Source organism: Faecalibacterium sp. Marseille-Q3530 (assembly GCF_017377625.1).
GTDB classification, from domain to species: Bacteria; Bacillota; Clostridia; order Oscillospirales; family Ruminococcaceae; genus Faecalibacterium; species Faecalibacterium prausnitzii_E.
Map to the genome: position 1 here is coordinate 240,398 of NZ_JAFREH010000001.1, position 20,651 is coordinate 261,048.

15 protein-coding genes are annotated in these 20,651 nt (G+C 53.7%); 3 read left to right on the forward strand and 12 right to left on the reverse strand.

Annotation, left to right across the window (positions count from 1 at the left end; all coding sequences use genetic code 11):
• Window positions 1–146 precede the first annotated feature (146 nt).
• The 11 genes from secG to J3350_RS01090 form a co-directional block, all read right to left on the reverse strand.
• Window positions 147–395, reverse strand: coding sequence for a preprotein translocase subunit SecG (gene secG, locus J3350_RS01040; RefSeq protein WP_097792492.1), 249 nt, complete (start codon window positions 393–395; stop codon window positions 147–149).
• Window positions 396–504: 109 nt separating this feature from the next.
• A complete protein-coding gene (locus J3350_RS01045) occupies window positions 505–2,094 on the reverse strand; it encodes a penicillin-binding protein 2 (RefSeq protein WP_207685398.1) in 1,590 nt (529 codons plus the stop codon).
• A 59-nt stretch (window positions 2,095–2,153) separates the two neighbouring features.
• Complete coding sequence (locus tag J3350_RS01050; RefSeq protein WP_207685399.1) at window positions 2,154–3,359, reverse strand: hypothetical protein; 1,206 nt, start codon at window positions 3,357–3,359, stop codon at window positions 2,154–2,156.
• Window positions 3,356–4,468 carry a DUF58 domain-containing protein gene (locus tag J3350_RS01055; RefSeq protein ID WP_207685400.1) on the reverse strand — a complete coding sequence of 371 codons (1,113 nt, stop codon included), beginning with the start codon at window positions 4,466–4,468 and terminating at the stop codon, window positions 3,356–3,358. Before J3350_RS01055 ends, J3350_RS01050 begins: the two co-directional genes overlap by 4 nt.
• Window positions 4,468–5,412 (reverse strand): MoxR family ATPase, encoded by a 945-nt coding sequence (locus J3350_RS01060; RefSeq protein WP_207685401.1) that lies wholly within the window; start codon window positions 5,410–5,412, stop codon window positions 4,468–4,470. Before J3350_RS01060 ends, J3350_RS01055 begins: the two co-directional genes overlap by 1 nt.
• Window positions 5,413–5,784: 372 nt before the next feature.
• A complete protein-coding gene (locus J3350_RS01065; RefSeq protein ID WP_207685402.1) occupies window positions 5,785–6,249 on the reverse strand; it encodes a tyrosine-type recombinase/integrase in 465 nt (154 codons plus the stop codon).
• Window positions 6,250–6,376: 127 nt separating this feature from the next.
• Window positions 6,377–6,664: an excisionase gene (locus J3350_RS01070; RefSeq protein WP_015538067.1), complete on the reverse strand. Its 288-nt coding sequence runs from the start codon at window positions 6,662–6,664 to the stop codon at window positions 6,377–6,379.
• A 212-nt stretch (window positions 6,665–6,876) separates the two neighbouring features.
• Window positions 6,877–8,169 (reverse strand): virulence-associated E family protein, encoded by a 1,293-nt coding sequence (locus J3350_RS01075; RefSeq protein ID WP_242700073.1) that lies wholly within the window; start codon window positions 8,167–8,169, stop codon window positions 6,877–6,879.
• A 76-nt stretch (window positions 8,170–8,245) separates the two neighbouring features.
• On the reverse strand, window positions 8,246–9,466 hold the full coding sequence (locus J3350_RS01080) for a hypothetical protein (RefSeq protein WP_370569252.1): 1,221 nt from the start codon (window positions 9,464–9,466) through the stop codon (window positions 8,246–8,248).
• Between the two features lie 916 nt (window positions 9,467–10,382).
• Window positions 10,383–13,691 carry a DEAD/DEAH box helicase family protein gene (locus J3350_RS01085; RefSeq protein WP_207685403.1) on the reverse strand — a complete coding sequence of 1,103 codons (3,309 nt, stop codon included), beginning with the start codon at window positions 13,689–13,691 and terminating at the stop codon, window positions 10,383–10,385.
• The gene (locus J3350_RS01090) at window positions 13,691–15,634 is read right to left on the reverse strand and encodes an Eco57I restriction-modification methylase domain-containing protein (RefSeq protein WP_207685404.1); all 1,944 of its coding nucleotides are present in this window, start codon (window positions 15,632–15,634) and stop codon (window positions 13,691–13,693) included. The genes J3350_RS01085 and J3350_RS01090 overlap by 1 nt, the downstream gene beginning before the upstream one ends.
• Window positions 15,635–15,808: 174 nt before the next feature.
• Here J3350_RS01090 and J3350_RS01095 point away from each other — a divergent pair, with 174 nt between their 5' ends.
• From J3350_RS01095 to J3350_RS01105, 3 genes are all read left to right on the forward strand, one after another.
• Complete coding sequence (locus J3350_RS01095) at window positions 15,809–16,111, forward strand: helix-turn-helix domain-containing protein (RefSeq protein ID WP_118657350.1); 303 nt, start codon at window positions 15,809–15,811, stop codon at window positions 16,109–16,111.
• A 112-nt stretch (window positions 16,112–16,223) separates the two neighbouring features.
• Window positions 16,224–16,415, forward strand: coding sequence for a type II toxin-antitoxin system HicA family toxin (locus J3350_RS01100; protein WP_112114942.1), 192 nt, complete (start codon window positions 16,224–16,226; stop codon window positions 16,413–16,415).
• 140 nt (window positions 16,416–16,555) lie between these two features.
• A complete protein-coding gene (locus tag J3350_RS01105; protein ID WP_015538062.1) occupies window positions 16,556–16,933 on the forward strand; it encodes a type II toxin-antitoxin system HicB family antitoxin in 378 nt (125 codons plus the stop codon).
• 141 nt (window positions 16,934–17,074) lie between these two features.
• On the opposite strand, the gene J3350_RS01110 is transcribed toward J3350_RS01105, so the two are convergent.
• Window positions 17,075–20,626, reverse strand: coding sequence for an SIR2 family protein (locus J3350_RS01110; protein ID WP_207685405.1), 3,552 nt, complete (start codon window positions 20,624–20,626; stop codon window positions 17,075–17,077).
• Between the last annotated feature and the right edge of the window lie 25 nt (window positions 20,627–20,651).

The following is a 20,651-nucleotide window of genomic DNA, read 5'->3' on the forward strand; positions in this document are numbered from 1 at the left end:
TGTTTGCCCATTGGGCTTTTCTCATCCGATGCAGACCCACCCGGCCTGTCAGAGGCTCCCCTCAGAAGAAGAGCTGTCCGCAGCGCAGACAGAGAAATTTCAGACAGAAAAACAGCCCCGCCTTACACGGGGCTGTGCGCGGGTCCTCAAGCCAGACGGCTGGCGAACACACAGGCCAGGACGGCCACCACGAAGAAGACGACACCGGCGATGCGGGTCACCTTGGCCAGCATCTGGTCGGCAGGGGTCAGCCGTGCGTTGTTTGCGCCGTATGCGCCGCCGTTGATCGCACCGGACAGGCCCTGACCGTGGGTGTGCTGCATCAGGGTGAGGACGATGATGACGACCGAGGCAGCAAGCAGGATGGCGCCGCCGACGATTTCAATAGCAGACATGGATGGAACGCTCCTTTTATTGTAAATTTGATTGAATTTGATTGAGACTGCATACAAATACAAGAATATGATAGCATACAACCGCGCAAATTGCAAGATGGACTCTGCCTCATCGAGCCAAATTTTCCAGCATTTCGGCCAGAGCGGCAAAGACTGCGGCGCTGGAATGGGCAGGTTCTGTCTGGGCGTCCTGCAGAACCACGATGGTATACCGGGGCTGTTCCGCCGGAAAAACGCCCGCAAACCAGCTGTTTTTCAGCTCTTCACCCGCTCGGAACTGGCCGGTCTGGGCCGTCCCGGTCTTCCCGGCGGCGGTGGTCTCCGGCAGGGCCGCCTCGCGGCCGGTGCCGTTTGCCACCACGCCCGCCAGCAGACCGCGCAGCGTTTGCGCCGTCTGTTCCGAGACGACCGGCTCCGCCCGCCGGTGGGCCAGCGTTTCCAGCGGCTCCCCGGTCGCCTCGTCCAGCGTGTTCCGCAAAAAGAGCGGCATCCGCCAGGTGTCGGTGACCAGCGCGTTCAGCATCCCGGCCACCTGCACCGGCGTTGCCAGCAGCTCCCCCTGCCCGAAGCAGAAATTTGCATAGGCCCCGGACGAGGTCAGGGCTTCCGCCGTTGGCAGGATGCCCGCCGCCGTGCGGAAGCGGTCCGTCAGTTCCGCGGCCTGCCCAAAGCCCACCTGCTCAGCCAGCGCACGGACCCGCTCGGCCCCCAGCACCTGCCCCAGCCGGATAAAGTATCCGTTGCAGCTTTTTTCCAGTGCGGCGGCAAGGTCTACCTCCCCATGCGGGATGCCGCCCGCACAGCGGAACACCTGCCCGTCCACCTCGCACCAGCCGGGGCAGGTGTAGACCAGACCGGTCTCCCCTGCTTCCAGCGCGGCGGCGGCCAGCACCGGCTTGAACACCGACCCCACTGCGTAGCTCTGGAAGGCCCGGTTCAGCATCGGGCTGTCCGCCGCATTCAGGCTGGCAGCCGGGTCTGCCGGGTCATACCCCGGCACACTGACACAGGCGCGGACTTCGGCGTTTGCGGCATCCAGCACCACGATGCAGCCGGTGGTCATCATCCGACCCGCAACGGCTTCCGCCGCCCGCTGGACCGACCGGGAAAGAGTCAGCTGGACCCCCACGGCCCCGCTGTCGGCGTGGGTCTGTTCCGGCTCGCTCCGCAGACGCCCCTGCGCATTGACAAGGCAGGTCAGCGTGTCGCCCTCTCCGGTGCCGGAAAGTGCCGCATCAAACGCGGCTTCCAGCCCGGCGGCTCCCCTGCCGTCGCCGTCCACATACCCGATGAGCTGCACAGCCAGCGGCGCGGCCGCATAGCGCACGGCCACCGGCCAGCAGGAAATGCCCAGCGGCGAAACATCGCGGTCCACCGTGAGCAGGAACGGAGAGGCTGCGTTTCGTTTCTGGTACAGCAGCGCCTGCCCAGCCGCATCGGTACAGGGAAAGAGCCGGGTATAGTTTCCCCCGCCGGGCACACAGAGCGCTGTCCACTTTGTGCCAAAGCCCGTCAGAAGATGGCCCTCGCAGTCGTAGAAATTGCCCCGCCGTGCCGGGAGCGCCAGCGTCACCACGCTCTGCGCCGCCGCGCGGGCTGCATAGTCCGTGTGGGAGCACAGCCAGTACAACCGGCAGACCACCGCCGCAAAACACCCCACCAGCAGCGCATACAGCGCCAGCACCCGCCGTCCGGACATGAAAACGCCCCCTTTGGCCTTTTGAAACAGTGTGGGCCAGTCAGGGGGTGTTGATGCGGTCATTCGCAGATCTTTTTCACGAGCTCTGCCGCGCGGGCAGCGTCCTCGGCGGTAGCCGTTTCCGCATAGCGGGCGCAGAGGTAAATTTCGCGCAGTTCGGCCTCGGCAGCGTAGTCCATGCCGGAGGCACGGCCCATGATGTCCAGGCTGGTATCTCCGCGCAGGATGGTCAGGCCGTGGGCCTCGCAGTAGTCGAGATAGGCCCGGTATTCCCGCCGGACACGGGCGTTCGGGCTAAGGAAGAGCCCCGGCCACCGACGGCGGGTGCGCAGGGAGGTCCGGCGTTTCGTCATCGGGGCAGCACCGGTCGGTTCCGCCGCGCGGCCCCGGCGCAGGATGTGCCGCACCGCTAAAATCAGCAGCACCGCCGAAAAGAGCACCGCCACTCCGGCCAGCACCCGTGGGCCGTCCATCAGCAGGCCGCTCTCCTCGCCGATGGCGTCCCGGACATCGCCCGCTCTGGATTCATACAAATCGCCCATTGCGACCTGCCGGTTTGCGAACAAGGCCAGCACCCACGCAATGGCATACCACAGCTTTTGGAACACCACGACGATGCCGTAGGCCACCACATTGTTCAGCACCAGTTGCAACACCGGCACCAGCAGCTTGAAATACACCGCTGCGGCCAGAGCTTTCACCCCGTTCATCACGGCGCTGCGGCTGAGCAGAAAGGCCGCGCCGCTCAGCGCCGCCAGAAGCCCGCCGGATATCAGCAGGTAGGATGGCGCACTATACACCTCCGGGTCCTGCCGGGTCGTCCGAGTAAACCAGACCAGCGCAAGCGCCGCCGTGATCGCCATGGGCAAGGCTGTGGTCAGCACCGCGTCTGCGTTCCACAGCAGCATCGCCGCACCGAACAGCGGCCAGATGCGCAGCAGCCAGCGGAACCGCTCCCCCTGCTGCACTGCGGAAAGGCCGAACTCTTCCCGCACCGCCAGCAGCGTCACATAGCACACCGCCGGGAGATAGACGAGCTGATCCGCCCGTGCAGGCAGAAACGGCAGCGCCGCCGCACTGGCCAGCGCCAGCACGGTGCGCAGGGAGGGATTTCCCCGGAAACAGGCCGCCGCCGCAAAACAGACAGCGGGCCAGAGAAGCGCCCAAATTGTGGGATGCCCGCCGAAGCCTGCCGCAAAAGAGCCTGCAAAGGCGTAGTAGAACGCGAGGTCGCCCAGGATGCGGAGTCCATGTAGTGCTATCATACCGGTCCCTCCTCTCCGCATTGTTGCACACATTCCGGCGTGAGGACCAACAACCGGACCCCTGGCATCGGGTTCAGGCAGGCGCGGGCCTCTGCTTCCGGCTCTGTGGTCAGGAAGATGCAGCTCGTCTGCTCCTGCGCGTGATAATACCGGGCGCAGAACTCCCGGCAGGGCTGGGCGGTCTGCCCGGTGGCGCGGCCCAGCATTTCCAGCATGCGGCGGAAATGTTCTGGTCCGTACCCCTGCGGCACTTCCAGCGGCTTTTTCCACTCGTCGCCCGCCGTCACGGTCGCGTTCATCAGCAGGTCGAACGTTGCATTCAGCGCAAAGCGGTAGGACACCGCCTTTTCTTCCAGCATCCGGCAGACCGTCCGGGCCATGGAGTAGCACCGCTCCACCCGCTCCGGCTGGGTATAGCGCGACGAATCCGCATGGACCAGCACCACGACCCGTGGTTCGGTCGTGTAATCAAACTTTTTCACCATCAAGCCCCGCCCACGGACGCTCTGCTTCCAGGAGATGGCCCGCATCGGGTCGCCGCTGGGGTACTCGCGATAGCCTGCCGTCAGGATGGGGTCTTCGTAGAGGTAGCGGTTCACCGAGATGCCGCCCAGAAAGCCGCCCATCAGGCCGTCCAGTTCCGGCAGGTCGCATTCCCTGGGTGGAACGACGAGCTCATGGAAGCCCCGCTCTGTGCGGGATTGCGTCTTCAGGCCCAGCAGGTCGCCGCCGATCAGCTGTAGCGGCTCCAATACATAGCGGCCCCGCTGCCCGACGCGGACCGCGACTTTGAACGAAGCCTCCTGCTGCGGACGCAGCCAGGCCGTGCACCGCACAGTGTGCCCCTGCCCGGCGCAGTCTCTGGTCAGGTGGTCCATGCTGCACGGGGTGAGCTCCCGCCCCAGATGGAGCCGCAGGGCTGCAAATGACTTCCAGTGGGGGCCGCTGTTCCGTACGGTCAGCCGCAGGTTCACCGGCTGGTCTGCCTCGGCAAGGAAGTCCTCCGTTTCCAGCAGCCCCTGCAAATCGTCCAGACTGTGGACACAAGACTCCTGTTCCAGCCAGAAGAGTAGCCCCGCCAGCACCAGCGCAAATACGACCGCCGCCATCAGTGGTTCTCCAGCGGAACTTCAACATCGGATAGCAGCTTCCGCAGCCGCTGGGTTGCAGCTTCCGTGTTCATGCTGCCGCCCAGGACCACACGATGGCAGAGCACCGCCGGGGCCAGCCCCTTGACGTCCTCCGGAACAACGTAGTCCCGGCCCTGCAGAGCCGCGTAGGCTTGCGCCGCCTGATACAGCGCCAGCGCACCACGGGTGGACACCCCGCTCACGAAACCGCCCTGCATGCGGGTGGCCTCCACGATGTCCATCAGGTAGTTCTTCACATCGTCGGAGACCTTCACCTCACGGTAAGCCGTGCGGACATAGGCCGTTTCCTCCGGCGTGACCACCGGGTTCAACTGGCTAAGCACCGCCTGCGCCGACGGGCGGGACAGCACTTCCATCTCCTGCTCCCGGTTCATGTACCCCAGTGACAACCGCATGAAAAAGCGGTCCATCTGGGCATCCGGCAGCGGGAAAGTGCCAAAGGATTCCAGCGGGTTCTGGGTCGCCAGCACCATGAACGGCTCAGCCAGGCGGCTCGTCACGCCGTCCACCGTGATCTGCTTTTCCTCCATGGCTTCCAGCAAGGCCGACTGGGTGCGTGGCGTGGCGCGGTTGATCTCGTCCGCCAGCACAAAGTTGGTGAAGAGCGGGCCGGGCCGGAACTCGAACTCGCCGGTCTTCTGGTTGTAGAAGTTGATGCCCGTCAGGTCCGACGGGAGCAGGTCGGGCGTGAACTGTACCCGCCGGAAATCCCCGCCCACAGTCCGGGCAAAAGCGCGCAGAAGCATGGTCTTGCCGGTGCCGGGCTTGTCTTCCAGCAGGACATGGCCTCCGCACAAGAAGCTGACGAGGACTTTTTCAATGATGTCGTCCTTGCCCACGATGACCCTGGCACAGTTGGTGACGACCTTGTCCCGATAGGCGGTAAAAGCTGTTCGTTCCATAACGATACCCCTCTTTATTTTGATGAAACAGGTCTATTATATCACATTTTGCATCAGAGGGGCAGTGATTTGAAAAAAAGGAGGCGGAGCCTCCCACATGGGAAACTCCGCCTCCTGCGGTGTATAAATTTGATTGCGCGCGAAGCGGCTTAGTACATGCCGCCCTTCCAAACCACACTTTTGGAGCCGAATCACGAATATCGGGAAACGTAGGCTTTTGTAGAATTATCAAGGCCACAAGCCGATTTTTCCAGATTCTCCGTTTTTGCACGATTCACGCTTTTCTACGCAAATCTACGCCACTTACCGGGTGATTGGCGTAAGTTTTGGCGTAAGTTTCGGCGTAAGGAATTCCGCTTCATGCGTCGAAAATCACAGGTTGCCGGCGATCTGTTCAAAGGCCCTTTCAACCGATTCAAAGCTGCTGTGCGTGTAGACATCCAACGTCACACTGGCATTGGAGTGTCCCATCAGGTATTGCAGGCTTTTTACATCCAGCCCGGCCTGCTGAACATTGGTGCAGAAGGTGTGTCGCAGCACATGAGGTGTAATGCGCGGAACAGGTTTGCTGTACGCCTTCTCAAACTTTCCCTGCACGCCACGCATATAGTTTTCCAAGTGCATTGCCACCTTCGGCATTCCGGACTTGTCCAGAAAGAGGAATCCGCTGCAACCATCCACCAGCGCTTCCACTTTCGTGGACGCTCTGGCTTTTACTACACGCAACAGCGCTGCTCGAACAGTATCGGTATAACGATAGTCGTAGGTGCCGTTTGCTCTTTGGCTTTCGCCATCCTTCAAAACACGACCCTTGCTATCTTTGCGCTTTTCAGACATTTAGAAACTCCTTTCTGTGAAAAGCGCATCTATAAGGTCAGTGTCAGTATAACACATCAACCATGCGATTTCCACCCGCAGCGAATGAGAAAAGGACGGTTTCACATTTGCAGCTTTTGGCAGCCTCTCAAATAGAATATGCTTGCTCGACAAAGCAATCGAACAGGCGACGTTTAATCAGACGCTTGTTTCCCACCCAAAGGACGAATTTGCATTTATCTTCATTCGTAATTTCACGCAGTTTGTTGATGCCAATGCCGGAGTAAGCCGCAGCTTCTTCCAGCGTCAGATTGCTCTTTTCCCAAATCGGAACTTGTCGGGACTTGGTCCCTCCATCTTGCTGATGCAAGACCGTTCCATCGCTTAAAGTCCCCACCGGGGATTTCATTGCTTCGCAAACGCGAACTTCCTTCATAGGCAGACCTCCAATTCCTTGTAACCGAACGCCTGTAACCGGCCAGGAAAGCTCTCTTTTTCTGTACGCAGGACATTCGGTGGGCTTTATACTTCTTCTTCTCTTTTTAAGGTTACATGGTTACAGAAAGAGAAAAACGCAGCAGTCATGCGGCTTTTGAGCTGTAACTGGGGCGTAACCGAATCTGTAACCAGACGTGTAACCGCCGTTCATCAGAAGGGAAAGCCCATCTGCTTGGCTTCCGCATCCGTTATTTCGGAGAAATCTTCAGCCCCGGTTTCGGGGCTGGTTACGCGCTCCCAGCCTTTCTGAACGCCGTACTTCGGGTAACGCTTGGCGGTCTTGTGTGCCTGCCAGCCTTGGATATCGCCGCGCGAAATGCCGGTGTTCATGATCTCGCAGATCGCACGGGTCTCCCACTCTGCCGGGATATTAGTGTTGCCCAGTGCTTCCGCATAGAGCTGCTTGGAACACACCCGGTCACCTGCGTAGTCCTCCAGAAAGGCGTAGATCATGCCAGCCTGTGCATCCTCCTGCATGAAGTCCTGCTGATGGACTTGCAGCGTTTCCTGCATGGCAGGGCTGAATGCCAGCTTGTAATTACCGCTGTTGTAAATGGTCATGGCTTCTGCCCAGAGCTGGTCGATATAGGCACGGGAATCTTCCTCGTTGTCCAGAATATGAGCTTCGGCCAGTTCCGCATCCACCGGGACGGGGATAAAACGGCGGTTGCCTGTGCGGTCACGGGGCAAAAAATCCTGCCGATTGGTTGTGCCAGCAAAGACGCACTGGCGCAGACGGTCGGCAGGATGGGTCTCGTAGGGAACTTTATAGGTTTCCTTCTGCTTGCTGAGAAAACTCTTAATCTCCTCGATGCTTTTGGCATTGGCGGTGGCAATCATCTCCGACATTTCAATGATCCAGTGCCCTTGCAGCTTGCGGTACACGTTGTCATCGTCCAGCCGCCGCAGGTCATCCGAAAACCATTCATCCTTGACTGCCAGCAACCGGAAGAAAGTAGACTTCCCAGCACCTTGCCCGCCCACCAGACAGAGCATGGTTTCAAATTTACATCCCGGCTGGAACACCCGCTTGATGGCTCCCAGCAGGAAGATCTTCATGGCTTCGCAAGTGTATTCGTCCTCCGCAGCACCGAGAAAATGGTGCAAGACGTGGGCTATCCGTTCTGTTCCATCCCATTTTAGGCCGTTCAGGTAGTCCCGGATGGGGTGGTAGCGGTTCTCGTTGGCAACGATGTGGATGGCAGATTCAATCTTCTTTTCGCTGGAGATGCCGTATTTCTCCATCCGACGCAGGATATACTTCATGTCGGTGTCGCTCAGCGTCTTGCCGGAGCGGGGCCAGCCCACAGGCTTTACGATGTCAATGCGCTCGCTCAACAGATTCAGTCGAATGGCATCGGCAAGCACATGGTCGTTCTGCAAAATCGTGATGCAGTTTTGGATCGTCCGCTGGATTTCGCCATTGGAATGTTTGGACAGCATCTCTTTCACATCTCCAACGGTTCGGGGAGCACGTTCTTCGTTGACTTCTTTGTTCAATAAACATCACCTCGTACTATTATTGAAAGCGATTTTCTGACTTTTCCGCAGTTGAAAGTACAGATGGATTCCGCTGCGCCTGTTCTGCCTGCAAACGGCTCAACAGTTGCAGAACGGAATCCCGTGCTTTCTCCTTGACCTGTTCCTTGCCTTTCTGCCGAGCCTCCGGCTTCAGGAGTTTCTCCTGCAAGCGGGCAGCGGTGGTCTGCATGGTCTTGAGGAACTTGTCCAGCACGGTGTCCAACCGATGGGCGGCGTATTCTCTCGTGGTTTGCGGAGCCTTGCGTTCCGGGGACAGCACCCACTTTTTCGTGTCCTCGATCATCCGCATATCTTCCTTGCGGGTCTCGGTGCGCACCACATCGGTCACGACCTCCACCGCCTTGTCGTAAGCCGCAGCCGATACCTCGTCGATCAGCGTTTCCATGTCGTTGACCTTGAGGGTCAATTCGTCCAGTTTGTTCTGCTGGGCGGCAAGCTGCTCCTTCTGCTTGGCAAGGATGAAATCCTGCTTTTCCAGATATTTGCGGTTTCCGTACTCCGCTTCTTCTTCAAGATCCAGCCCATGCCGCTTGGCGATTTCAAACAGCATTTTCCGGCAGGCGGCATCAAAGGTGATCTTGCGATTGTTGCGGCGGCTGAGGGGCTTGTCCGGGTCGGGCAGATCGAAGCCTAACGCTTCCAACGCCTTTTCCTGCTGGGGTGCCACCTCGCCGTACTTGTTCTCGCAGTCGAACACATGACGCTCATGGATGTGGGGTGTGCTTTCGTCCAGATGCAATGCCCAGTCCAGCACATGAACGTGTTCGCCAAACTTGGCCTTGAACTCCTCAATGAACTCGGTGACGATGTTCAGCAAGTCCTCTGCCGAGGCGTGTTCATCCAGCGTTCCCAGCTGATAGATGGTTTCTTCCGGGCAGGTTTTCTTACCTGCAAGCAAGTCCTCTATGGTTCGATTGCGCTCGGTGTGGCGAATCTTCGCATTGCGGGCGTTCTGGTTCTCCACAAAGTGAGCGTAATGGATTTCATAGAACATCTTCTCCACATCGCTGAATGCGGCAGTCTGTTTATCCTTGTCGGATGCAGAACGGATGCCATGATAGCAGTCCCAGTAGATGTTACCTTTAGCTCGTTCCGAGTCGATGTGTTCACTGTTGGCAAGGTTGAAACTCCGGTCATTGTGCTTTGGGTTATAGGTGCCGTGGGTTCCGGCTCGTCCGTTGTGTCGTGTTAATTTCAGATAGACATCCCTCTTTTCCTGTATTTTTGTGTACGGCCACTCATGCTATTAGATCACAAGAGTAATACAATTCTTCCAAGCTAAGGGTCTTGCATTTCAAGACCGTGTCTTGAAATCTTCTCTCGGAATCGAGAGGTAGTCCTTTCAGAAAAGGATTTATGTGGTTGTCATACTGCAAAGAAAGTGACCTATCGCTCCTTCCCTCAGTGGGAGATCATGGCGTTTGTCGCTTTCCGCTTAGAAGAGTTTGCTTTCGCTCTGCAAGAAAAGTATAGCAAAGAAACTCATACTCGAACAGGAACTGTGAGTTCCTAATTTTCGGTGAAAGTAGGAAGCATCGTTCCCATTTCTTGTTGCATCGCTATTCTTTCTTTGCGGGGAATCACTAAGATGCTGCATCTCTGCAATTATTATAGCACCTGAAATCACTAAAGTCGTGGGCCTCGTAGGTCTATTATTGGCTTCCTAAGCGAACCTGTTTTGATTACTTTTTCCTGATTTTGGTATAAGGTTTAGAGGAGGCTTCTTTCATTTCAACAGCTTGCCGGGAGAGTGCGCAGCAGCGGAGCTGCTGGATCTGCCGCCATTTTGCGCCAGATAATACCCAGTAGGATATGACGCACAGCATCATATCACTGGGCAAGGCGTTCCCCCTTGACTCCCTTCAAAGGGCTGCGGTCTCGCCTGTCGGCTCGGTCGGTGCTTCAAAATACCTGCGGCCTTTTGAGGTCGCCACTGGCGACCCGCACCTCTGCACTCTTGCTCCGGGCAAACTGTCCTGAACGGACAGCTCGTCCGGCTCCGATGTAACGAGAACTGACAAATTCGTCCGTTTTCGTAATCGTATAGCACAAAAAGGCGGCCATCTGCACCCATGCAGACAGCCGCCTTTGGTTTTACGCTGTATTCTATTTTCTCAGTCTCTAAAAATCTTATCCAGTTCCCTTTCCATAGTGCCCGCCTTGGCAAATTCCAGCGTATCCGCCTGACGGATATGGTGGGCGGTGATGCTGTGATTCTTTGCAAAGCCCAGAATGTAGCTGATGGCAATGCGGTAGATGATCTCTGTCGGCGCAAGCCCATAGACCTGCTTGGCAAAGATATGTTCCAGCCGGGCGTTATCGTCCGGGAAGGCTTGCCGCATCTTCTCGCTGCGGTAAAGGCGCTTGACGATTTCCGTAATGTACAGGCCGGACTTCATGTAGGGGTCCAGGAAGGTCTTGCCGGGGTCATCGAAGCAGCCGGGATTTTCCTGTTCCAGCAGGTTCACCATCTTTTTCACCACCCACTTGGGGGTAAAGATCTGGTTGGTTTTCTGGGGCGGGATGTAATCGAAGATATCCTCGGTGCGGCTCTCGTCAAAGTAATCCGCCAGCTTGACCTTCAGGTTCAGAAATTCCTTCACCGAATCGTCAAACACCACTGGGTCGAACAGGTGACCTGCAAAGTGTTCTTCCTGTCCGGTAGTCTGGTTGATGTACGGTCCGCCGTCCCGCAAAAAGCGGAACTGCTCCAGCGTGATGCTGGTGACCTCCTGAAAGACCTTGTCCGGGATGATCTGATCAAAGTTTGCCAGTGTCACGGTCTCGTCACCGTAGGCCATGAGGAAGGACGGAATGGTGCGGGAAAAGCCCCGGAGATGGTCGCGGACGGTGTCCTCGTAGCCCTTTTTCTCCTGCTCCTTCTGGTTGGTCTCCACGGTGCGCACGATGGTCTGCTGCATTTCCTGCGCCGTCTGCTGGATGGTGGATTGCAACGTCTCCATCAGGGCGGCGGTGCTCTGCTGCTGCTTTGCGTCAAACTCCCGGTTCACCTGCTGGCGCTGCTGGGCAGTGGTGCAGCTTTGCAGCTGCTGGGTGCGCTGGGTCTCCAGCTGGCTCTGGTCGATGCGGTAGTTGTCCACCACCTTGTTCACCGCCACGTTCATTTTGGCTTTGGCGGTGCTCTCAAACCGCTTCTGGTCGGACAGCTTCAGATCCCGACCATACTCCTGCTTTGCCTGCTCCACCATAGGGGTGATGATCTCCTTGGTGATGCTCTTTTTCAGGGGTTCCAGATGCTCTTCTTTGGTAGGAGCCGGAGCATCTGTCAGGTCTTGCAGGGCGGTGTCCAGCGCCGGGGTGCTCTCGTAAATTTTTTCCCCGAACACATCTGCTGCCTTGCCGATGACGTAGCCCTCGTCCAAATCCACCTCGCCCTTGTCGTTCAGGGAGAGGTCTGCGCCGGTCTCCGGGGTGATCTGGATGGGCTTTGCCTTAGCTTCGCTGATGGGCTGGAAGTTTTGCAGAATGTCCAGCACCTCCTGCGGGGCACTGAACACGTTGGAAATGTTCTGGAACAGGAAGTTGCTCTGGAAGCCCATCCGCACCACTTCCTTGGATTTGATCTTCCGGGGGATGCTGAGGACTTTTTCTGCATCCAGCGGGATCATCTCCCCTTCCTCGTCCTCGCCGATGACCGGGAAGAAGTTGAGCAGATTCTGGATGTGCGCCTTGCGCTCCTCGGTGTCGCCCTTGCCGCTGGCGGTGTCCTGTGAAAGGTCGTTGGCGAACTGCTCGTAAATCAGCAGAGTGCGGGCGGGGTCAAAATCGAACACATAGGCGTTCTCTTTGCGGCGGAAGGTGCCGTTTTCGTGGAAAAGGCAGGGGTTCTGGGCACGGAACGCCGCCTGCATATAAAGCGCCGGGCTTTTCAGGTTTGAGAGCATCAGCACCGCCGACCACTCCGGGATGGTGACACCGGTAGTGAGCTGCCCCACCGACAGGGTGATGGTCTTTTCGTGATGGGCGATGGCGGCTTTTACCCGGTCAAAGCTCTTCTGGTTCTCGTCCGTGTCGTCCAGCTTGCCGTCACCGGCGGCTAGGATCACCTCATAGTCCCGGAATACCGGGTGCGCCTGCAGCTTTTTCGCCAGCGCTCTGGCGCTGTCCACCCGGTTCAGCAGCCAGAAGGTGTGCTTCAGTTCGGCACGCAGCTCCGGGGTGGAAAACGGAAACTTGTTCTGGGTAGTCATGGCATCCAGAAAGCGGTCTACCTCGGCTTCGTGCTCAAAGCTGCCGTTTGGCTTCACCTTGAAGAACTCGTTCAGGTCAAAGGCAAATTCCTGCGTTTCGCCGTCGATCTCTACACCCTGCCGAATCTCGTCCCGGATGATCTCGGACATCTGGTAGGTGTAGAGGTTGAGCATGGGGAGGTTAGCGTAGGGGTTCTGCTGCCCCGGTGCGCCCTGCCAGTTCCGCTTGGCGGCTTGCTCGTCGGCGTAGGTCCAGTTGAAGATGGCATCCCCGGCAAACTTGTCGTTCGCCAGCGCCTTGAAGGGCGTGCCGGACAGGTGCAGCGTGAAGCGGCGGTGGATGCGGTCAAAAGCAAGGTCGGTCTTGTAGGTGTCCACACCCTCGTGGGCTTCGTCGATGACCAGCACATCCCAGTTCAGCTCGGTCAGGTGGCGCAGCTTGTCGTACTCGCCGCCGAAATACCTGGAGCCTTTCATGTCCTGCAGGCTGACGAACTCAATGCGCTTATACAGTTTCTCGCCCTGTGCGGCGGCATCCAGATAGCCCTGCTCGTCCAGCACATGGGGCTGCCCGGCAAGGGCATCCACATGGCTGACGAACAGATAGCCGGACTCCCTGCCCAGAAAGCGCACATAGTCGCTGTACCAGCTATTGGCGATGGCAGGACGGTTGGTGACGATGAGCACCGTCTGTGCATCGACCTGCTTGCAGAAATCGTAGACGGAAAGGGTCTTGCCAAAGCGGGGCTTGGCGTTCCAGAGGTATTCCCCGCCGGGGTGGCTCTGGTAATAGGTCTTGGTATCATGGACAGCCATCGCCTGCTCCTCCCGCAGGGTGTAGGCGATGGCGGCATCCAGCTGCACGCGGCCCCGGTTCATGCGGAAATCCTGAAAATACCGCCGGGACTGCTGCCCATCCAGATGGAACCACTCGTTTTTGCGGTCGTTCTCCACGTTCAGCTTGCGGAGATAGGCGTGGAAATCGTGGTCGGTGAACACCTCGCCGCTGCCGTCATCGTAGACGGCATTGCCCCGCCACTCCTCGTGGAACAGTACATCGGCGGTGTGGGTCTGCTGTTTCAGGCGTTTGTCCACCGACTGCTCGGTGTAGCCGATTTTTGTCCAGCCGTTGTGCCGGGCAATTTCCGGGGTGGTATAGGCGTAGATCATGGGCACCACCTGCCGGGCAGTGCGCAGGGTTATGCCAGCCATTATGCCATCTCCTTTATAATGCTTTGTATGAATGCCACTTCATCAGAAGTTAGTTTATACTTTGAAAACAGTTCTTCATCCGTCCACGCTCTTGAAAAATCTTGAACAGGAACAAAACTAAACATACCTTTGCTGATATGCTGTGTCATCGCCAAAATCGAAATCAAAAAACGCACAAATCGTGTTTTTAGGTATCTCATATAGTTATCTGCTTCAGCTTCTGTGTCAAATGCTCCTGCAACGAGATACGTTTCTGAACAAACTACTTTCGGCGGTTGCTTTTCCATTGTCGAGAGAATGCGGTATTGTCCGTTCTTGTCGGGCTGTCCTGCGTGTTCTGCCGTCAAATATGAAATAATGATTTTATAGCGGTCTATATTTTCTATACCCGTAGAAATCAAACTTCTTTTATATGGGCCTATCCCACCATTAAATCTCAGTTGAATATCTCCTGCTTTGAGCGGTTTCACATTTGTAGCAAGACCAAACGGCTTTCGGCTGGAAACTATCGTATCAAGCGTCTGCTCTCCTTTCAGACGCACCTTCTTAACTATCTCGGCAGCGATTGGATAACGAATAAATGTCGAAAACTCATTCAAATCACGGTATTCGGATGTCTTAACCCCATCTCGGTAATTTATGTAGTAGCATTTTCCCTCATGTGACTTGGCCCACACAAAATAGCATACACCACCAGCAACATCCACATTCGGAAAAACATCCAGCGAGTTAGGATAGTCAACGAGTACCGCCATTCGTTTGTCGTTTAACATCTGCTCTCGAAATTTATCCAACCCTTTACCACCAGAATACCATTTTGCTGGAATGATAAAAGACATTGCCGTTGGATTCAATGTCTTTGTTTCCTCAATGAATTTGTTATATACCGGCGTTGCGCTTGCGCCTGAACCTCCATCAACTTCCTGATACGGCGGGTTTCCGATGACATAATCAAACTTCATGCTGGTACTCCCTTCCTGAATGGTTTCAAAGTTCCGGGACGTTCCATGGCTGCCCTTACGCCAGTTTTTCACTTTGCAGGATACCGTGGGCGGCTGCGGCTCTGCCGCCCCGAACATGGAAAAGAGATCAAGCTGTTCTGTCTCCGGCTGGGGCTTGCCGCCGGGCACAGAGAGGTGCAAGCCGTCCATTTGCCACAGGTTCCAGCTGATGATGGTGGCGATAGGCTGTAACTCTTTTTTTGTGGGTTTGCGCTGCCAGCGTGCTTGCAGATGCTCTGCATAGGTCAGCAGAAGGTTGACCCGTGCCAGCAAAAGGTTATCGCCCTGATACTCGTAGCCGTAGGTGGACTGCACCGCATGGGTGGCATATTTGCGCCACTCGTCCTCTGTGGCAGCGTTCTCGCTTACCACACGCAGCTTGCGGTCCAGAATGCCAATGCGCCGGGCTACCGGGATCATCTCGCCGGTGGCGGCATCGTACCGGGACGCCAGAAAGGGGGCTTCGCCGCAGGTCACCTCCAAGCGGCGGCTCTGCACATACTGCACCCATGCCGGAGTCCTGCCCTTGCAAGCCGGGAACTGCACCGGCGTTTCCACCGTCTGCCAGCCTTGGGGCAACTCCACCGTGAACTGCCCGGCGCTCTCCCCTGCCCCCAGCCCACGGAACCAGTCGGCGTCCAGTGCGTTGTTCATCTTGTTGCAGACCCATGCCGGGCTGAACACCTCGCCTTTTTTGCGGGTGCGCTGCTGCTGGGTGTCGGTCTGCTTCATCATCCGGGGCAGCACCACCTCGTAGTGAGTCAGCCCAAGCTGCTGGGTGGTGATCTGGGATCTATCCGTCACCGGCTCGTACATCACCGTTTGCAGTTCTTCCGGCGGGTCGGTGGCCCAGATGATGTTTTTACCGGTGGAGCGGTCTTTTAGAAGTGTATCCAGCACCGCCTGCACTTCCGGTGCGTGAAAGTCGATCAGTTGTTCCAACGGGGATTCCCTCGCTTTGCCTTAGCGTTGCGGCGGAAGTAGCATCATTTCACTAGTTTCGCCCTATACTAGTATTATACTGCTACTTTCATTCATGTCTAGCATATTTACACCACTTTTTATAGAAAGTAGTAGTGCCACATATACTAGTAGGTAAAGAAGGGTGGGAAAACTATGTTCGGGGAACGGCTGGCTGAACTTCGCAAGTTAAATGATGACACACAGCAAATCCTTGCAGATAAGATTGGCTTTTCGGTCTGGGCTGTCCGTGCATGGGAGCAGGAAAAGAACTTGCCGCCAAGTGACGCACTGCTTGCCATCTGCAAGCTCTACGGCACCTCCGCCGACTACCTGCTGGGTCTGACCGACATCGACCCCTCGGACGAAGCCCGCAAACAGCGCCAGCGCCTGACCGAAGAAGAACAAAACGAGATGCACCGCTACGAAGAATATTTGCTCTGGAAACGCAAAAAATAAGCCGCCCAGCGAGACCGTAAGGTCGCTGGGCGGTTGTTTTTGCCTCTTGACAAATACGTAAAATACGTATACAATAAAGACGTAATCCTGAAAGAAAGGAGGGGCACCCGCCATGCCGATGACTCCCAAGCAAATGATTCGCTTGCTGGAGCAGAACGGCTTTGTTTTAGTCAGTGCAAATGGGTCACACTACAAGTACCATAACCCAACTACCAACAAAACCACTGTCGTTCCATTTCACGCAAAGGATCTGAAGCCCGGTACCGAGAAAAACATTCTCAAATTGGCCGGACTCAAAAAGTAAGAATATGATGATTGTAGACTTCATATTCTGAAACTGCAAAGCACTGCATAGACTATTCTACAATTTCCAACCAATAATGTAGGCCTGTTAAGTGAAGGTACATTGATTGTTTGTTGAATTATAAAAGGTGAGGTCACATTATGAACGCTATTTTCTATCCTGCAATTTTTCACCCGGAAGAAACCGGGTACTCTGTTGAGATTCCCGATATTGAGGGCTGCTTCACCCAAGGCGATACCATGGACGAAGCTGTCCGCATGGCACAGGATGCCATCGGCCTTATGCTGGAAGATTGCAAAGTCTGCCCGGAGCCTTCTGTCCCTTCTGCGCTTCACGTTGACCCGGAAGATTTTGTGGTGATGGTGCCTTTCGATATGGAAGAGTACGAAAAGCGGTACAGACCCGTAAAGAAAACCCTTTCCATTCCCGGCTGGCTCAACGATGCCGCCGAATCGGCACACATCAACTTTTCCGGTGTCCTTCAGGATGCGCTGAAAGAGAAACTCCATCTGGCGTAAGTATAGCTATAAGTACAACAACAGCCGCCCAGCAGTTGACCGCTATGGTCATGCTGGGCGGCTGTTGCCATTTAGAACAATCCCGCCATTTTAGAGTTCAGGTAAGAAATTCTCACATCCAGACATGGACACTTTGATTCATTATCGCTGGCCATTCCTGATTTCGGCGAACTCGTCCTTATCTTGGCTAACAGCACGCCAATCTTTTAAAATTTCTTGTCCATCTTTAGAAATTTTTCCAGTATCTATTTTTGTTGCAAGAATCACAGCCCATCGACGAATGTCGCCCTTCTCTGATGCCGTTGCCACTGTATCGTCCGAAGAAATTCGAGTTTGTTCCAATAGCTGAGAAAGACCTGTCAGTATAAGTTCCATCGAGTGTGTCGTTAATAGATCAGGACGATCTTCTGCTGCAAAGGAAACCGTTTGTAACGCAGCTGCCAGCTGCTTTGGAACGCCCCAGGCAATTTGCTGGGCAGCAATTTCTAATCCTGTGCAAAGTTCATCATCCGGAAGCAGCATTTTATCCGGATGACATATTGTTGTTGCAAGGACATTATAGCAGCTGTGCGCACGTTTGGTATCAGCAGATCGCAAAGACCGCTCTAAGTCTTTTTGGGATTCAAAATCCTGTTTCAGGAGTATTGACCAGTATCGTTTTATACCATGATGACTGATATGATGTGTGTCACATTGAGTTAGAATTGCTGTCAATACTGTACAGTCTTTTTCTGTCGGAGTCCATTGTGAACGAAGAGTAGTAAAAATCCAAAGAGCATGCAATATCTGATATATTTGAGAAACAAATGCCCCTTCATCGCCAAATGCATCAATTCCACGGCTGATATTGTCAGAAAGGTCAGCTATTCGTTCCTTACTAGCTTCAAGAATCCGGCTTGTTTCCTCTGACGTAAATGCATCTACACGAAAAAAAGAAACATTTACAAGTTCATTAAAAACATCGTTATCATCCGGAAAACAAATCACCCCAGGTGTGTTTTCCTCAATCTTATTTGTAATAGACTGACAAAGGTATTGAATTTCGTCTCTCTCATACTGGGATGGGAAATGCAAGCAAACAGTATCCAGCCAGTTTTCATGAAGATGTGGTTTTCCATCCTTCCAGATAAAATCTCCCAACCATTTTTTCTGCTCAGATGTCAACAGTCCCTGTTCTCCACAACAGAGCAAGCGGTTTAAAGCACTTAAACCTTTATCATTCGATTGAGACAAAACAATTAACTGTTCAATTTCTTGGCAGGACTTTTCCGACTCAGCTTTGAATCCTTTTGATTGTGTTGAAAGCACTCCAAATGGATCTAGCAAATCACGATGAATCCTAAGTCGTTCTAGATTAGGCAGAGGATAAGTTAGCAACTGCAAAAGCAGTTCATGATGCAACTCAACAGGATAAAAAGGAATCAGTCTTTTTACAAGTGATGCAGCCTGCAAATAATGATCTTTTTGAGGAGAACAGTACAATTTCTTCAAAAAGACCAGAAGTTGCACCATCATTTCATCCGAACATTTAGAACACAGTTCAGATAGTGCCTCCAAAAGAACTGTAGCTGCTTCTGTCACAAAAGTATTAACGCCAACAGTCTTATGGTTGGTAAATTCTAATTCCGTACGTAAAACTGCATCTATATAAAATTGGCAGCATTCATCTGTTTCTTTTGGGGTCCATGTACTGAGAACACCACGTGTAAGCGCATTTTCTATAAACTTTTCTTCACCAGCCCTTACAACGGTCAAAATAGCCCATAGCGGACAATATAACGCAATACGTTCAGCTGCTCCACAAGCTGCCTTTGCGCCGTCCACATAATTCTCAAGGCGAAATGGTATACCTGTTTCCTCACGGAATTGAAGAAAAGTAAAAGCAACTATTCTTTCTTTATCTTCTCCTCCATAGTGTGTCGTAGACGAATTCACTCCAAAGTCAAAACGCGGTTTGGTTTCATGTGTTTGAAAAGGAACCCAGTGTGCTTCTAACCTTGATGTAAAATATTTATTTTCATCAGCCCAATCTACCTCATACTGCCTATGGATTGTTCGGCGATGCTCATCTACGAATGTGATATTCCTTTCTTCTGCACCAGAAGGGCGAACCTTTGAAATATAGCTTTGCAATTTCATCATAGGGCTCTCTAATGATACAAGGAAAGCATCCGGTCGAGTCTGATGTGAAATACGCTGCCGCAAATTGGAAAGAGAATTTTGTAAAAGTGAAAGTGCCGCATCATACTCACCAACTTCGGCACACAATCCTGATTTGCGTAACGCCCATAAAGTTTGATCCGGTGAAACGCGCCATTTTTTCAATTGTTGTTTCAATTTCTGAAATTCGTAGCGAAAAAGCGAATGTAAGCATTCTTCCCATCGAATTTGTTCCTGTTGCTCTGCCGTAAAATATGCTTTCATAGCAACCAGCTCTGCATATTTTATATTCCAATTTTCTCCGTCACCATATTCTCGAAAAGAACGAAGCAACGAAAAAAGAATAGCGCATTTTTCCGAGCTACGCACATCAGAATTTCTGGCAAGAATTTTTTGATACAAATCAATATCCGAATCCAAAAGAGGCACTAAAGTCTTTTCGTTCAGCCAGTTATATTCATACAGATAAGTCATCTCATTTTCTGTACCAGCATCTTTTTGTGCGCAATGATGCGCCAAAATCGCATGAGCTGTAGAGAGAAGATGTCGTAGTTTTATTCTATTTGAAGCAGAAAGCGTCAAAACTTTTGGACAGCTATCATGATTTTTTCGTAACACCGGAAGGGCTTCTTTTATAGAAGACGTCCGATCTAACTTTTCATCAAAAAAATGATGTGTTTTCCAATTCTGACCAGTTACACGAAATTCACTATACTCATTCCAAAGATAATCCAAAGCCTGTTCATAAATAGCATAAGGAGACTCGGCAGAAAAAATCTCGGATAGATCAACGACAATAATATTCCGCCTATGCAACCACTCTCGCCGAACATCTGAAACAGATTCATGGCTTAAAAAGTACAGATACGGGGCATTTTCTGCGCCAAGATTATCACGAATCCAACCAATCCAATTATTGAAATTAGGATCATTTCCTGAGAATCCAATCATGCAGAGAGTATTTTCCAGCAATGACTGCTGCACGGTATTCACAAATGGGGCAAATTTTTGAGGGTATGTCCGATAATCCTCTGCCGTAATAATAAATGGGCGTTGCGAAGGAAACGAACCGTGAAGTTTAATAAGCCTTGTTGCACCAGAACTGCCAACAAGATCATCCTTGTTGGTTACCAGCGTAAATGTTTTCTCTACAAGAGTTTCTCCAGCACGCTCAAGAAGCGTATCGTAATTCGTTGTAAAAACATCGCTCCAAGGCAACCGCAAAAGTTTTTCATACAAAGGTGATGGACGATAATCGGCATCTTTTATACTATCTAGAAGAAGGTGATCTAATTCACTACGACCATACGCAATTTCCACACTCTCAGCCAATGCGAGAGGGTCGCTCTGATCGGAATCTCCCAGCTTTTCTCTGAATTTTTGGGCTAATCCATCCCACAATGGAATGTTTGGAACGTCAGATGTTACTTTATCAGCATTACGGCTAAATCCCGACCCAACAAAAAGAGCCGCATGGTGTTCCTGTAAATGCTGGCTAATAAGCTCAAGATAATGTTTAGCAGTTGCGCTCATCAAGATAACCTCCATTTTGTTTTTC